This is a genomic window from Lentzea rhizosphaerae (assembly GCF_042649515.1).
Classification (GTDB): domain Bacteria; phylum Actinomycetota; class Actinomycetes; order Mycobacteriales; family Pseudonocardiaceae; genus Lentzea; species Lentzea aerocolonigenes.
In genome coordinates this window covers 97,351-111,581 of record NZ_JBHRZI010000029.1, presented here as the reverse complement: position 1 = coordinate 111,581, position 14,231 = coordinate 97,351, and the positions used below count along the sequence as shown (strand labels likewise).

The window sequence follows — 14,231 nt, the reverse complement described above, 5'->3', positions numbered from 1 at the left end:
GTGTGTTCAGCCAAGCGGGGTACCAGCTGAAGCTGGAATGGGGACCCGAGGGCGTCGACGCGCTGCGGGACTGTGACGTGCTGGTCGTCGTCGACGTGCTGTCGTTCACGACGTCTGTCGACCTGGTCGTCGGCAACGGTGGTCAGGTGCGGCCGTCGCTGTGGAAGCCCACGTCGGGGAAGACGCTGCGACCAGCATCACTCGTCGGCAGCAGTGGATTGGTCGAGTTGCCGTCACCGAACGGGTCGAACCTCTGCTTCCTCGCCGCCGAGACCGGTGCGCACGTGCTCGCCGCCTGCCTGCGCAACGCCTCGGCGGTGGCGAGGCGGGCGCAGGAGCTGGGGGAGACGATCGGCGTGATCCCGGCCGGTGAACGGTGGGGGCTCGACATCCTCAACTCCGGCCCGCGGAAGTTCGGGCCGCTGCGGCCGTGCGTCGAGGACTACCTGGGTGCGGGTGCGGTGCTTTCTGCGTTGTCCGGTGACGCGTCGCCTGAGGTTCAGCTCGCGGTCGCGGCGTTCAGGAACACAGCTGTTGCGGACGCCGTGCGGAAGTGCGGGTCGGGCCGTGAGCTGGTCGAGAACGGTCACGCGGCGGACGTGGAACTGGCGGTGGAGATCGGGGTCAGTGACGCTGTCCCCGTACTGGTGGAGGGGGTACTGCGGTGATCGAGATCGCCGACGGCGTGTTCATCAAGCGGCACACCGAGCTGGACCTGACGTTGGGGTACATCACCGGATCAGGTGATTCGCTGCTCGTCGACTCGGGGATGGACTACGCGCTCGCGCAGGAGATCCGCCCGTCGCGGATCGTGTTGACGCACAACCACTTCGACCACGTGCTGGCGACGGAGGCGTTCCTGCCGTGCGAGGTGTGGGCGCACGAGGACTGCGTCGTCGACGAGGAGCTGCTCGAGAGCCGTGCCGTGTACTACTCGGAGCCGTTCGAGGGCAAGCTGATCGAGCCCACGCACACGTTCCGCGACACCGTCACGCTGGACGTCGGCGGCCGCAGGGTCGACCTGCACCACTTCGGGCCCGCGCACTCCTCGCACGACGTGATCGTGCACGTGCCGGACGTGGACGTGGTGTTCGCGGGCGATCTGGTCGAGGAGGGCGCTGAGGCCAAGGCCGGAACGGATGCCACGCCCTCGAACTGGCGCGCCGTCCTCGATCGGATCCTGGACCTGAACCCGCGGATCATCGTGCCGGGCCACGGGAAGCCGGTCGACGCGCAGTTCGTGCGGGAGATGGCGATCCCCGGGATCTAGCCAGGGGGCCAGGTGAGGCCGCGCCCGCCCAGGACGTGGCAGTGCACGTGGAAGACGGTCTGGCCGCCGTCCCTGCCGGTGTTGAACACCAGCCGGTAGCCGGACTCGTCGACGCCCTCGGACTTCGCGACCTGGTGCGCGGTGGCGAGGATCTGCCCCGCGAGCACCGGATCGACGTCGCCGATCGCCTGGTGGTGCTCCTTGGGGATCACCAGGACGTGCGTGGGCGCCTTGGGGTCGATGTCGCGGAAGGCGAGCGTGGTGTCGGTCTCCGTCACCACGGTCGCCGGGATCTCGCCCGCGACGATGCGGCAGAACAGGCAGTCAGTCACCCCTGAATGCTATTGGGTGCCGCATTGGTTCCGTTGGGCTCTGTTGTTCCCGCCCGCCGGGGATAAATCATGTCGGGATGAAAGGCGCCAAGCTGCTGGTGGTCGTGCGGTGCCTCATCAGCTTCGCGATCGGCGTGCTGCTCCTGGTCCTCGCGATCCGCTTCGGTGAGGCGCTCTGGCGGGCGGTCCAGTAGTTCGGTGAGTAGTTCCCCGGCTGTTTCCTCAGTGGACGAAGCAGAACTCGTTGCCCTCCGGGTCGCGCATGACCTGGAAGCTGCCCTTCTCGTCGGTGTGGACCACGCCCTCTCGTGACGCGCCGAGGTTGACCGCCTTCACGACCGCCGCCTCGATGTCGTCGACCTCGAAGTCGAGGTGCAGCCGGTTCTTCACGTCCTTGCGCTCGGGCACCGGCTGGAACGACATCCGCACTCCGCCGGGCGGTTCGACGTGCGCCCAGCCGTGCTCGCGGTTCACCGGCTCGCAGCCGAGCAACTCGGCCCAGAACCGGACCAGCCGGCTCGGCTCGTTGCTGTCGATGACGATCTGCTCAAGACGCATCGGTGTCCACCAGGTTCTCCCGTGCCCAGTTCTCTCGGGCCCAGTCGCAGCAGAGGTCGAGCAGTCCGAGCATCTTGCGCCCTCGCGCGGTCAGCTCGTACTCGACGCGCGGCGGGTTCTCGTCAAACGCCTCGCGCACCACCGTGCCGTCGCGCTCCATCGCCCGCAACGTCTCGGTGAGCACTTTGGGTGTCACGGAAGGCAGCCCGCCCCGCAACTCGGTGAACCGCCGCCGACCACTCTGCAGCCCGCGCAACACGTGCGCCGTCCACTTGTCACCGATGCGGTACGGCAGGCCGGCCACAGCGCCGACCACTGGGCCGCCGTGCTGGCATTCCACCTGCTCACCCCCAGTATCGTTGCGGAAACCGGACCCCCGCACCCTACCGTCGCGCTCATGGCGAAGATCGTTGTTTTCGGAGCGTCCGGCAACGCCGGACGACAGATCGTGGCGGCACTCCGCTCCCGCGGCCACGAGGTGACGGAGATCGGCCGCACCCCCGGCGTGCAGGCGGCGGCAGAGGTGGCCGCGGGCCACGACGTGGCGGTGAGCGCGGTGGTGGACCTCTCCCGCGACCCGGCCGACTTCTACCGGGAGGCGGCCCACGCCCTGGTGGCGTCCGGCGTGCCCCGGATCATCGTGATCGGCATCTACCCACTCCTGGAAACCTCCCCAGGCGTGCGAGTGGTCGATGCCCCGGACTTCCCCGCGGAGCACAGGCCGTTCTGCCTGGGCCACGCGGCGGGCGTGGAGGTGCTGGCCGACTCCAACGCGAACTGGCTGGTGATGAGCCCAGCAGGCATGTTGGGCGGCAAACCCACAGGCAGCTACCGCACATCACCGGTGAACCCGGCCAACGAACTCACCTACGAGGACTTCGCCCTGGCCGTGGCCGACGAAATCGACCACCCGACCCACCACCACACCCAAGTGGGCATCGCCTCAACGTGACCGACCTCATACCGACGCCTCAAAGAAAACGCGGAAGACACGGCCACCGCATTCTGCTGACACGCGCGGCACCGACCCACCACCAGCTATCGGAGTCCGCCCGCCCCACGAGACACGCCTCCGAATCCCGCAAACCGCTGCCACCCCACAACCACAACGGCCGCACACCACCCATCACGCAACCGGGCATCGCAACCCGCCCGCATCACGCAGGACAAAGGCCACAAGCCACCGTCATCACGCAACCGCGAAGTCCGCAGGTCACCCAGATCCCGCAACCACGGGTTGGCAGCCACTCACTTCACACAACCAAGGACCGCACCCGGTTCACTCACGCACTCCACGTGGGAACCGCGCCGGACCTAGCTCACGCAATCCACATGGGAACCGCACCCTCACGCACCCCGCCCACTCACGCAACCACCGCCGATGGGGGTCCGGGGGCAAGCCCCCGGCTGGGGGTCTGGGGGCTCGGCCCCCAGAAAAAACACGAGAGGCCGACGGGGTCTGCGCTCTCCGCAGACACACGTCGGCCTCGGCCGCGAGCGGGCGACGGGAATCGAACCCGCGTAGCTAGTTTGGAAGACTAGGGCTCTACCATTGAGCTACGCCCGCGTTGCTGTCCCTGGTAGGGGCTGCGGTGAATACCTTAGCGGAGGGCGGTAAGGTGGTTGCAACCGGGGCGTGGCGCAGTTTGGTAGCGCACCCGCTTTGGGAGCGGGGGGTCGCAGGTTCAAATCCTGTCGCCCCGATCGGTTGACGGAAGCCCTCGGCAACGGCTGTTGTCGGGGGCTTCCGGTTTCACAGGTATCTGCTGGCCCAGGCCGCGAGCACTTCTGCCACGTAGGCGGCGTCGGCGCGGTCGGTGAGCAGGTGGTCGGCGCCGTCGAGCGAGATGAACGACTTGGGGTGGCGGGCCGCGTCGAAGATGGTTCTGGCGTTGTCGACGCCGACGAGGTCGTCCTGGGGCGAGTGCATGACGAGCAGTGCGCGGTTCAGGCCGGCGATGCACGCTGCCTGGTTCTGTTCTTTGATGTCGGTCAGGAAGTGGTTGCTGATCCGGAACGGGCGTCCGGCGAGCTGCACTTCGGCCACGCCGTGTTGTTCGATCTCCGCTGTCGACGAGCCGATCAGGTGCTGGACGTGGGCGGTGTCGGCTGGTGCGCCGATGGTGACGACGGCGCGGACTTCGGGCACCTGGCGTGCGGCGGCGAGGACTGCGGCGCCGCCGAGGGAGTGTCCGATGAGGACGCTGGGGGCGCCGATGGTGTCGCGGAGGTGGCTTGCGGCGCAGACGAGGTCGTCGACGTTGGAGGTGAACGTCGTGTTGGCGAAGTCGCCGCCGGACTGGCCGAGGCCGGTGAAGTCGAACCGCAGGACCGCGACTCCGCGGGCGGCGAGTTCGCGGGAGATCCGGGTGGCGGCCACCGAGTCCTTGCCGCAGGTGAAGCAGTGTGCGAACACCGCGGTCGCGGTGATGTCTCCCGCCGGCAGTTCGAGCCGGCCTGCCAGCGACTGACCGTCGATGCCCGCGAAGACCGCTTTCCGGTTGTCCATGACCTCTATGGTGCGTCACGTGCGCTATCAGTACCTCGACGCCCGGCTCCGGCACGCGTTCGACGACGCGAAGCTCGACCGGGGGCAGCGGGCGCTGTTGCAGGGGGTGTTGCGGGCTCTCGATCCCGACGCGCACCTTGGGGAGCACGTGGCCGGGCTCAACAGCGCGTTTCTCGCCGTCACGCGTGCGCAGGTCGCTCTCGAGAGTCACGCCACCGAGGACCAGCCGCGGTGGAACCTGTTGCGGCGCATCATCACCACCTCGCTCGCGTGTGTGGACGCCGCCAAGCCCGCGTACGTCCACGGTGGCGCCAGGGAGCTCGCGCGGGCTCGCCGGGTTCTCCTCGACGTCGACGCGGCCATCGCGGCGGACGGTCAGAGGCTCGATCCGCAGGTCACGGCCGCGGCTGCCGTGAAGCTCGACCCGCGGGCGTTGGGGGACGCGGTGAAGCGGTGGATCACTCCACTGTGGAACGGGGTCGAACTTCCGTTGCGCGCCAGGATGATCGCGGAGGTCGCGGTCGTGGTGGCGGTGCACGGCAGGGACGGGCGGCAGCTGCGTGCGGATCTGTTGCGGTGGCTCAAGAAGCCCGGTGATCTCGAAGAGGTGCTCTGGCCGGAGCCGCGCCGGCACGTCGTGGCGTTGGTCGTGCGGGGTGCGCGGGTGCTGCGGCACCTGGACGAGCTGCTGCCCGAGGCGCGGCAGGAGCCGTTGCACCGCAACAGGTTGCCGAAGGACGACTTCCTCAAGGACGCCGTCAACGGGTCGTCGGTGCTGGTGCGGCTGCCGGTCAACGCCGCCGACACGCACACTGCGGCTCTAAAGGGGCGGCGGATCCTCAACGAGGTGCTCGACCAGTACGCGGCGGGGGAGCGGCTCACCGAGTTGCACGTCGCGCCCGTCTGGCAGGTCAGCGGGCCCGGCGGGCGGGTCACGCGCGGTACCGAGCACCGGCGCACGGTCGGCAACGCGTATCCGCTCACCGCGTACTGGCCGGCGGAGTTGCGCAGTGCGATGAGGGTGGCGAACCTCGCACGTCAGGTCGACGCGCCGATGGCCAGCGCCGGGCTCGCGTGGAGTGCGCTGGAGGCGACCGGGCTGGATCCGAGCAAGATCGCGTGGCTGGCCAAGGCGTGCGCGCTGCAGATGCTGCGGCAGCACCTGATCAGCCTGCACGTCCTCGTCATCAACCACGACGACGAGCTGCGCCGGCCGCTCGCCGCGCAGGTGCCGACCACCGGTGTGAAGCACCACCTGAGGTCCGTGGACGCCTGGCTGGAGGTGCTGGTCCGCAACAACCGCCCGAACGAACAGCTCGCCGCTGCCCAGGAGGCCCTCGCGGCGCTGGCCGAGGACGAGGGCGGGCTGGTGCAGGACCTGGTGGAGCTCTGGCAGGGCAGGCTCGCGGACTCGAAGGTCCTCGCGGGCTGGTTGCGGGAGCAGGAGGACACGGCCGCCGCGGTGCTGGAATGGCTCTACGTCACCAGGAACCTGGCGTTCCACGCGGGCCGGTTCGTCTCCCCGGCCGACACCCTCACCGCGCACGCCGGTCAGGCCGTCGCCGATCTGACGCTCGAGTTCCTCGGGAACTGGCGCACGGTGGAAAGACAGCGGAGCCGGCAGGAGACCTCCTCGGTGGAGATCTACCGCCGGCTCGCGCAGAGGCAGGATCAGCTGGTGGCCCGGCTCAAGCGGGCGGGATCCGTCCGCAGGCTCAGTGTCGAGGACATCTCCGGCCCCGACGAGAAGTGGTGGTCCCGCGGCAAGAGTTAAAGCCCTGAGTTACAGATCACAGTTACGGCTTTGCCTTGGTGAGCCAGTCGTCGACGCGGTCCGGGTTCGCTTCGATCCAGCGCCGCGCCGCCTCGTCCGGCGACATCTTGTACTTGGCGATGAACGACGCGACCGCGTCCTGCTCGTCGTTGCTCCACTGGAAGTTCTGGACGAGCCGGGCAGCGGGGCCGCCCTTGTCCATGAACTTCTTGGACGCGATCTTGTCGAGCTCGTAGCGCGGGTAGTCGCAGGCGACCTTGGCGGCGTCCGCGTCGCAGCCCGCCTTGTACTCGGGCAGGTCGACCTTGACCAGTTCGATGTCGAGGTGCAGCCACTGCGGCTCGAAGAAGTAGCCGATCAGTGGCGTCTTCTTCTCCTCGGCCTGGCGGAACGCCTTGATCAGGGTTTGCTCGCTGCCCGCGTAGACGACCTTGTAGTTGAGGCCCAGGTTCTTGACCAGGGCCTCGTCGTTGGTCACGTACGAGGGGTCGCCGTCGAGCACCTGGCCCTTGCCCTCGGACTGGGCGGTCTTGAACAGGTCCGCGTACTTGTTGAGGTTCTGCCAGTTCGTGATGTCCGGGTAGGTCTTCTTCATCCACGGCGGCACATACCAGCCGATCACGCCCTTGTTGCCGGACGGGCCGACCCGGACGGCGGTGCGCTTCTCGTCGATGTACTTCTGCTTCAGGTCCTCGTGACCCCAGTTCTCCAGGATCACGTCTATCTCGCCGGAGTCGAGGCCTTGCCAGGCGGTCTGTTCGTCGACTTCCTTCTTGGTCACCTTGCAACCGAGGCGCTTCTCGGCGAGGTAGCCGATGACGGCCGCATTCGCCTCGTAGCCGACCCACGGGTTGACGGCGATGGTGATGGAGTCACAGGGCTCGGTCGGCGCTGCCGAACTGGAACGCGGTGACGACGATGTCGATCCACCGCCGCATCCGGCAATCGCCAACACGAATGTCATTGCCAGAGCGATTCTGGGGGCTTGCACGAACAGCTCCTCGTCGAGGGGAACGAGCGGTGCAGGAGACCGCTCAGTTCAGCTTTTCCTCTTCGATCAGACCCAGTCAAGTCATGGGATGATTGGTTGTCCATAAAGGACTCCATTCGTCGTAACCCTTGACCGCACCCGTGTGAAGGTCGATGCTGTCGCGCATCGAGAAACGGTGTGCGCAGTCCGCAACAGGTCGGAGTGGTTTGAGCGTGGATCCCGTGATTTCGGTCAGGGACCTGTGGAAGGTGTTTGGCTCCAATGCGTCTCAAGTGGTGGCATCGGACGAGCTGAAGTCGTTGTCACGGTCGGAGCTGATGGACCGCACGGGTTCCGTTGCCGCTGTGCGCGGAGTGGACTTCGACGTCGCTCCGGGCGAGATGTTCGTGGTCATGGGCTTGTCCGGGTCGGGCAAGTCCACACTGGTCCGTTGTCTCACGAGACTGGTGGAACCGACCGCGGGCACGATCGTGTTCGAAGGCGAGAACATTCTCGAAGCGGACGCCAAACGTCTGCGCGACCTGCGCAGGAACAAGTTCTCCATGGTGTTCCAGCACTTCGGTCTGCTTCCGCACCGCACCGTTGCCGACAACGTCGGTTACGGACTGGAAATCCGTGGGGTACCGCGGGCGAAACGTGGAGAACGTTCACAGGAAGTGATCGATCTTGTAGGCCTCTCGGGCTACGAGAAGTCCTATCCGGATCAGCTGTCCGGCGGTATGCAGCAGCGCGTCGGGCTTGCGCGCGCGCTCGCCGGTGATCCAGATGTTTTGTTCTTCGATGAACCTTTCTCCGCGCTCGACCCGTTGATCCGGCGCGACATGCAGTCCGAGGTCATCAGGCTGCACCGCGAGGTCGGCAAGACGATGGTCTTCATCACCCACGACCTGAGCGAGGCGCTCAAGCTGGGTGACCGCATCCTGATCATGCGTGACGGTCAGGTCGTGCAGGTCGGCACGGGTGACGAGTTGGTCGGAGCGCCCGCGGACGACTACGTGCGGGACTTCGTGAAGGACGTTCCGCGTTCGCACGTGCTGACGTTGAAGTGGATCATGCGGCCGCCTCGTCCCGAGGACGAACTGGACGGGCCGGAGCTGTCGCCGGAGACCGTTGTGCGCGAGGCCGTGCGCAGCGTCCTGAGCGCTGACAAGCCCGTGAAAGTCGTGCGGGACGGCGAACTGCTCGGCGTGGTGGCGGACGAGGAGATCCTCGGGGTCGTAGCCGGGGAGGCGTGATGGTTGCCGTCGCCGCCCCGCGGCAACTACCGCGCAAGCCACTCATCATCGGCGGGATCGTGCTCGCCTGGCTGGTGCTGTGGTTGCTCCTGCGCAACATCGGCACGTTGCCGCTGGACGCTTCCGCGATGACGCCGCTGCACCGGTGGATCAACAGCATCAACGACGCGGTCGGTGCGTCCAGGAACTCCAACCCGCTGTTCCTCTACTTCTTCAACGAGATCCGGCTCGTCATCAACGAGTTCGTGACCTTCGTCCAAGCCCTGATCGCGCAGCCGTCGTTCGGGCGGCCGGTGCCGGTGATCGGCTGGCTCGGCGTGGTCGGGATCGCGGGGTTCGTGAGCCTCGTGGTCGCCGGCTGGCGGGTCGCGCTGCTCGCCGTCGCGGGGTTCGTGTTCCTCGGCCTGCAGGGGTTGTGGCAGGAGAGCATGGACACGCTCTCGCTGACGCTCGCCGCCGTCGTGATCTCGCTGCTCATCGGCATTCCATTGGGCATCTGGGCAGGACTGTCCGATCGGGCCAACCGGGTCATGACACCGGTGCTCGACTTCATGCAGACGATGCCGACGTTCGTCTACTTGGCACCGTTGACGCTGTTCTTCTTGATCGGTCCCGCTTCTGCGACGATCGCGACGCTGATCTACGCGGCGCCGCCCGCGATCAGGATCACCGCGCACGCCATCCGGTCGGTGCCGCGCAACACCGTCGAGGCTTCGGAGTCCCTTGGTGCGACTCGGAAACAGACGCTGGTGAAGGTGCTGCTGCCGTCCGCGCGCAAGACCATCGTGCTGGGCGTGAACCAGACGATCATGGCGGCGCTGTCCATGGTCACGATCGCCGCGCTGATCGACGCGCCCGGTCTGGGCAAGACGGTCGTGAAGGCGTTGCAGACGCTCGACGTCGGCACGGCGTTCAACGCGGGCCTCGCGATCGTGGTGCTGGCGATCGTGCTGGACCGCGTGACGACCGCCGCGACCGAACGCCGCACGCTTCCGCGCTGGGCGTTGTTCAGCGGCCTCGGCGTGACAGGTGTCACCGTCTACTTCTCCTACACCTACCTGTGGGCGGCGGAGTTCCCGTCCGAAGTGGAGATCGGCAGCTCGATCCGCAAGGGCGCGACGGCCGTGACGGAGTGGGCGCAGGACTCGCTGACGGTGCTCACGGGTGGCTTCAAGGACTTCGTCACCTGGGCGCTGATCAACCCGTTGCAGGCGCTGCTGGCCGAGTCGCCGTGGTTCCTGGTGGCGCTGGTGATCGTGGCGCTGTCGTTCCTGATCGGCGGCGTCCGGTGCGCGGTGGTCTCCGCGGCGTGCGTGGGTCTGCTCGTCGCGACCGGTCTGTGGCAGGACTCGATGATCACGCTGGCGTCCACTCTGGTCGCCACGATCATGGTGATGATCCTCGGCGTCGTGGTCGGCGTGTGGATGGGGCGCAGCAGGCGCGCGGACCGGTTCATCAGGCCGATCCTCGACGCCGGCCAGGTGATGCCCGCGTTCGTGTACCTGGTGCCGTTCCTCGCGCTGTTCGCGGCTTCGCGGTTCACCGCGATCATCGCGGCCGTGGTGTTCGCGGCACCGGTCGCCATCAAGATCATCGCGGACGGCATCCGCGCGGTCTCGCCCGCGACGGTGGAAGCTTCCACGGCTCTCGGTTCCAGCTCGTGGCAGACGATCGTGAAGGTGCAGCTCCCGATGGCGCGCGGGGCGTTGACCCTCGCCGCCAACCAGGGGCTGATCTACGTGCTCTCGATGGTCGTCGTCGGCGGTCTCGTCGGCGCAGGCGCACTCGGCTACGACGTCGTGGCCGGGTTCTCGCAGAGCAATTTGTACGGCAAGGGGCTCGCGGCAGGTGTCGCGATCGTCGTGCTGGGCGTGATGCTCGACCGCCTCACCCAGGCGGCCGCCAAGCGGTGGACCAACTAGGAGGTCTGGAAAGTGGCAAGGCACAACGTGCTGGGAGCGGTGCTCGTAGGGGCACTCGCGCTTTCAGGTTGCGGTGGCGCCAAGGTCGGTGACTCGTCCTCGGGCGCGACCGGCGACTGCGGCACGTTCAACCTCGCGGTCAACCCGTGGGTCGGCTACGAGGCGAACGCGGCGGTTCTCGCGTACGTGGCCGAGAAGGAGCTCAAGTGCAAGGTCACCAAGAAGGAGCTCAAGGAAGAGGTGGCCTGGCAGGGCTTCGGCACCGGTGAGGTCGACGCGGTGGTCGAGAACTGGGGCCACGACGACCTGCGCAAGAAGTACATCGACGAGCAGAAGACCGCCGTCAGCGCGGGTTCGACGGGCGTGAAGGGCCAGATCGGCTGGTACGTGCCGCCGTGGCTGGCCAAGGAGCACCCCGACATCCTGGACTGGAACAACCTCAACAAGTACGCCGACCAGTTCAAGACGTCCGAGTCGGGTGACAAGGGCCAGCTGCTCGACGGCGACCCGTCGTTCGTGACCAACGACGAGGCTCTGGTGAAGAACCTGAACCTCAACTACAAGGTCGTCTACGGCGGCAGCGAGACCGCGCTGATCCAGGCCTTCCGCCAGGCGGAGAAGGACAAGAAGTGGGTCATCGGCTACTTCTACTCGCCGCAGTGGCTGCTCAACGAGATCAAGCTCGAGAAGGTGAAGCTGCCCGAGTACAAGGCGGGCTGTGACGCCGACGCCGAGAAGGTCGCCTGCGACTACCCGGACTACGACCTCGACAAGATCGTGTCGAAGAAGTTCGCCGATGCCAACGGGCCGGCGTTCCAGCTGGTCAAGAACTTCAAGTGGACCAACGAGGACCAGAACACGGTCGCGAAGTACATCGCCGAGGACAAGATGAAGCCCGAGGACGCGGCCAAGAAGTGGGTCGAGGCCAACGGCGACAAGGTCAAGGCCTGGATGGCCAAGGCCTAGCCGGCAAGACCTGGTGCTGCTGTGACTGCCGGTCTTCGCCGTGTTCCGCTGGTCGGACGCGGCGGGGCCGGCAGTTCTGCGTCCGCGGCCACCGCCGTCACACCACGCAGAAGGTGGGCTTGTCGTGTCAGCCTGCCCGCTGACACGCGGAAAGGCGTCTGCAAGCACTACCGGCCCCCGAGCCGATAGTGATCGCAGACGCCCATACCCCCGGCATCACGCGGCCTGTTGCCCGTTCGGTACCTCAGGCTCGTGCCGATGCGTCATCCGGTGCCACCACGAACGCGGCTGCCCGCCGTTGCGGTAGTACTCCTGGACGCGGCGGGCGTCCTCGTGCAGGGCGGCCTGCCGGTAGTCGATCTCGGCCTTGATCGCCTCGGGCGTCCATTCCATCTGACTCACTCCTCAGTTCGCCGTGTAGATGTCACTGTCGACGAGGATGAGATTGCTCCTGAGGGGTGACGCCTCACATCCGACGATCACCTAAGGGACGGCCGCAGGACCCCTTACGCCGGGCTCTCGTAGCTGGATCAGGCGATTCCCGAGGTGCGGGTAAGGGACCACGATCGAAGGCATGACTGTCGCCCACTTACCCATGCGAGCTGCGAAGTTCTTCGATCCGACCACCGAGGTGCACTTCGACGAGGTGCTCGACACCTGGCACGTCTTCAGCCTCAGCGACGTCCAGCGCGTGCTCTTCGACGAGGAGCACTTCTCGGCGGGCTACGGCCTCACCGACGAGACGCGGCCGCTCGCCAACCCCGTCCTCAGCGGCATGTGGGCCGCGGACGGGCAACGCCACCGCGACCTGAGGGTGGCCGTCGCCGACCCGTTCAGCCCGCGCGTGATGTCCCGGCTCGAGGACCAGATCCGCGCCATCGCCACCGAGCTGATCGACGGGCTCGAGCCGTCGGGGTTCGACGTCGTGCCGCGCATCGCCCGGCCGCTGCCCACCAGGGTGATCTGCCACCTGCTCGGCCTCGACCTCAGCGCCGAGACGAAGATGACCGCCTGGATCGACGAGTGGTACCGGGCCTCGATCACGACCAGCACCGTCCCGCCGCAGAAGGAGATGGCGCGGTACTTCGCCGAGGAGATCGAGCGTCAGCGCACCGAGCCGGAAGACGGCCTGATCGCCGAACTGCTCGCCGCGCAGGCCGCCGGCTACCACGTGGACGGGCGACCTCTGTCGGACTGGGACCTCGTCGGGTACTGCGCGATGCTGCTCGGCGCCGGCGTGGACACGACGTTCGCGAGCATTCCGAACGCCGTGCTGTTCCTCACCGAACACGGGTGCTGGACCGAACTGCACGAGGACCCGTCGCTGATCCCCGGTGCCGTCGAGGAGACGATGCGGTGGTACCCGGTCTTCCCGGGCCCGCGGCGGCTGGTGGTGCGGGACGTCGTGATCGGCGGTCAGCAGCTCCGGGCGGGGCAGTGGGTGAGCGGCTGGCTCAGCGCCGCCAACCGCGACCCCGCGCGCTACCCGGACCCGAACGTGTTCGACATCCGGCGGCGGACCCGCATCATGTCGTTCGGGCACGGGCCGCACCACTGCCTCGGCGCGAACCTCGCGCGGCTGGAGCAGCGCGTTCTGCTGGAGGAGATGGTGCGCCGGCTTCCGTTGCTGCGCAGGGAAACCGGCGCACCGCTCGTGCGGCGGGAGTGGATGCTCGACAACCTCGAGACAGCCACCTTCCGCTTCGACTAGGTCTCAGGGCACTACAACTGGGCGAACGGGGCCGCTTCCTGGGGGACGGCCCTGCCGCGGCCTACTTCTGCATCGCCGTCACATCAGCCGCCCACTGCCACGGCGCCGCCGTGCCACCGGGCAGCGAGTTGAAGTACTCCCACCCGGCCACGCCACCGAAGTTGGAGTACTTGGTCTTCAACGACGTCACGGTGTTCCTGAGCGTCGAGATGCTCACGTAGCCCGACCCACCGTTGGCCGGGTTGGTCAGTGTGCCGAGCACGACCTTGTTCGCCGGGATCACCCGGCGGTTGACGATCTGGTCGTAGTTGGCGGTGCTGCCCGCGTTGCCCCAGCCGTTGTAGAACTGGCCGTTGAACCACGCGATCTTCGAGCCGTGGCTGCGGTACAGGTCCTCGTAGTTGAAGCCGGACAGGTTGCCGCCGCCCCACAACGCACTCGCCACGGGGGACAGCGTCACGATGAAGCCCGCGCCGAAGTCCGTCTTCAGCTGGTCGATCACCCGCCGGATGCCCGCGATCGACATGCGCTCCTCGACGTCGAGGTCGACGCCGTTGAGCTTGTAGGTGCGGATCACGTCCCGCAGCAACGGGTAGTACTCGGTGAACCTGGTGTCGAGCCTCGTGAACGAGCCCGGTGCGGCGCCGCCCACCATGCCGATCACGTTGACCCCGCGGGCCTGCATCGCGGCGAGGTCCCGCCACATCTGGGTGTACCGAGAGTGCGACGGCGGGTGGTCGTTGAGGTGGACCACCTTGTCCTCGTTGAGGTGGATGGCGGCGACGAGGACGTCGGTCACGCCGGTGTTGCGGTCGATCAGCGGCTTCGGCGAGACGTACGTGCCGGTCGCGCCGTTGCTGTACTGGGTCTGGTAGTAGACGACTGTGCGTTTCTGCGTGGCCGCCTGGGCCGGTGGCGCGGCGAGCGCCACCAGCAGCAGGGCCAGGAACAGCTTCTTCATGC

Annotated in this window: 15 protein-coding genes and 2 tRNA genes; 9 read left to right on the top strand and 8 right to left on the bottom strand. The window is 67.2% G+C overall.

What is annotated here, in order from left to right:
- Window positions 1–2: 2 nt before the first annotated feature.
- Together ACFOWZ_RS32880 and ACFOWZ_RS32875 are read left to right on the top strand one after the other, a co-directional pair.
- Entirely contained in the window at window positions 3–668 is a 666-nt protein-coding gene (locus tag ACFOWZ_RS32880) for a 2-phosphosulfolactate phosphatase (RefSeq protein ID WP_382377848.1), read from the top strand.
- Entirely contained in the window at window positions 665–1,270 is a 606-nt protein-coding gene (locus ACFOWZ_RS32875) for an MBL fold metallo-hydrolase (RefSeq protein ID WP_382377847.1), read from the top strand. The genes ACFOWZ_RS32880 and ACFOWZ_RS32875 overlap by 4 nt, the downstream gene beginning before the upstream one ends.
- On the opposite strand, the gene ACFOWZ_RS32870 is transcribed toward ACFOWZ_RS32875, so the two are convergent.
- From ACFOWZ_RS32870 to ACFOWZ_RS32860, 3 genes are all read right to left on the bottom strand, one after another.
- Window positions 1,267–1,602: a histidine triad nucleotide-binding protein gene (locus tag ACFOWZ_RS32870; protein WP_382377846.1), complete on the bottom strand. Its 336-nt coding sequence runs from the start codon at window positions 1,600–1,602 to the stop codon at window positions 1,267–1,269. The genes ACFOWZ_RS32875 and ACFOWZ_RS32870 overlap by 4 nt on opposite strands.
- 222 nt (window positions 1,603–1,824) lie before the next feature.
- Window positions 1,825–2,160 carry a VOC family protein gene (locus ACFOWZ_RS32865; RefSeq protein WP_382377845.1) on the bottom strand — a complete coding sequence of 112 codons (336 nt, stop codon included), beginning with the start codon at window positions 2,158–2,160 and terminating at the stop codon, window positions 1,825–1,827.
- Window positions 2,150–2,500, bottom strand: coding sequence for a winged helix-turn-helix transcriptional regulator (locus ACFOWZ_RS32860; protein WP_382377844.1), 351 nt, complete (start codon window positions 2,498–2,500; stop codon window positions 2,150–2,152). Before ACFOWZ_RS32860 ends, ACFOWZ_RS32865 begins: the two co-directional genes overlap by 11 nt.
- 57 nt (window positions 2,501–2,557) lie before the next feature.
- Between ACFOWZ_RS32860 and ACFOWZ_RS32855 the strand changes: the two genes are divergently transcribed.
- Complete coding sequence (locus ACFOWZ_RS32855) at window positions 2,558–3,112, top strand: NAD(P)-dependent oxidoreductase (RefSeq protein ID WP_382377843.1); 555 nt, start codon at window positions 2,558–2,560, stop codon at window positions 3,110–3,112.
- A gap of 544 nt (window positions 3,113–3,656) precedes the next feature.
- Here the strand turns inward: ACFOWZ_RS32855 and ACFOWZ_RS32850 are convergent.
- A tRNA-Gly gene (locus ACFOWZ_RS32850) sits at window positions 3,657–3,727 on the bottom strand.
- A 63-nt stretch (window positions 3,728–3,790) separates the two neighbouring features.
- On the opposite strand from ACFOWZ_RS32850, the gene ACFOWZ_RS32845 reads away from it, so the two are divergent.
- Window positions 3,791–3,864 (top strand) — tRNA-Pro (locus ACFOWZ_RS32845).
- Window positions 3,865–3,913: 49 nt separating this feature from the next.
- On the opposite strand, the gene ACFOWZ_RS32840 is transcribed toward ACFOWZ_RS32845, so the two are convergent.
- Entirely contained in the window at window positions 3,914–4,669 is a 756-nt protein-coding gene (locus ACFOWZ_RS32840) for an alpha/beta hydrolase family protein (protein ID WP_382377842.1), read from the bottom strand.
- A 19-nt stretch (window positions 4,670–4,688) separates the two neighbouring features.
- Here ACFOWZ_RS32840 and ACFOWZ_RS32835 point away from each other — a divergent pair, with 19 nt between their 5' ends.
- Window positions 4,689–6,443 carry a hypothetical protein gene (locus tag ACFOWZ_RS32835; protein WP_382377841.1) on the top strand — a complete coding sequence of 585 codons (1,755 nt, stop codon included), beginning with the start codon at window positions 4,689–4,691 and terminating at the stop codon, window positions 6,441–6,443.
- A gap of 22 nt (window positions 6,444–6,465) precedes the next feature.
- On the opposite strand, the gene ACFOWZ_RS32830 is transcribed toward ACFOWZ_RS32835, so the two are convergent.
- Window positions 6,466–7,407 (bottom strand): ABC transporter substrate-binding protein, encoded by a 942-nt coding sequence (locus ACFOWZ_RS32830; RefSeq protein ID WP_382377840.1) that lies wholly within the window; start codon window positions 7,405–7,407, stop codon window positions 6,466–6,468.
- A gap of 344 nt (window positions 7,408–7,751) precedes the next feature.
- Here ACFOWZ_RS32830 and ACFOWZ_RS32825 point away from each other — a divergent pair, with 344 nt between their 5' ends.
- Genes ACFOWZ_RS32825 through ACFOWZ_RS32815 form a run of 3 tightly spaced genes read left to right on the top strand, consistent with a single transcriptional unit; the run spans window position 7,752 to window position 11,557 of the window.
- On the top strand, window positions 7,752–8,669 hold the full coding sequence (locus ACFOWZ_RS32825; RefSeq protein WP_382377839.1) for a quaternary amine ABC transporter ATP-binding protein: 918 nt from the start codon (window positions 7,752–7,754) through the stop codon (window positions 8,667–8,669).
- Entirely contained in the window at window positions 8,669–10,591 is a 1,923-nt protein-coding gene (locus ACFOWZ_RS32820; protein ID WP_382377838.1) for an ABC transporter permease, read from the top strand. The genes ACFOWZ_RS32825 and ACFOWZ_RS32820 overlap by 1 nt, the downstream gene beginning before the upstream one ends.
- Before the next feature lie 12 nt (window positions 10,592–10,603).
- Window positions 10,604–11,557, top strand: a complete 954-nt coding sequence (locus ACFOWZ_RS32815) for an ABC transporter substrate-binding protein (protein ID WP_382377837.1) — start codon at window positions 10,604–10,606, stop codon at window positions 11,555–11,557.
- Between the two features lie 216 nt (window positions 11,558–11,773).
- Here ACFOWZ_RS32815 and ACFOWZ_RS32810 read toward each other — a convergent pair whose 3' ends face one another.
- Window positions 11,774–11,950 carry a hypothetical protein gene (locus ACFOWZ_RS32810; RefSeq protein WP_382377836.1) on the bottom strand — a complete coding sequence of 59 codons (177 nt, stop codon included), beginning with the start codon at window positions 11,948–11,950 and terminating at the stop codon, window positions 11,774–11,776.
- A 181-nt stretch (window positions 11,951–12,131) separates the two neighbouring features.
- On the opposite strand from ACFOWZ_RS32810, the gene ACFOWZ_RS32805 reads away from it, so the two are divergent.
- Window positions 12,132–13,268, top strand: a complete 1,137-nt coding sequence (locus ACFOWZ_RS32805) for a cytochrome P450 (protein ID WP_382377835.1) — start codon at window positions 12,132–12,134, stop codon at window positions 13,266–13,268.
- Between the two features lie 61 nt (window positions 13,269–13,329).
- Here the strand turns inward: ACFOWZ_RS32805 and ACFOWZ_RS32800 are convergent, their stop codons facing one another.
- Window positions 13,330–14,229, bottom strand: a complete 900-nt coding sequence (locus tag ACFOWZ_RS32800) for a chitinase (protein ID WP_382377834.1) — start codon at window positions 14,227–14,229, stop codon at window positions 13,330–13,332.
- Between the last annotated feature and the right edge of the window lie 2 nt (window positions 14,230–14,231).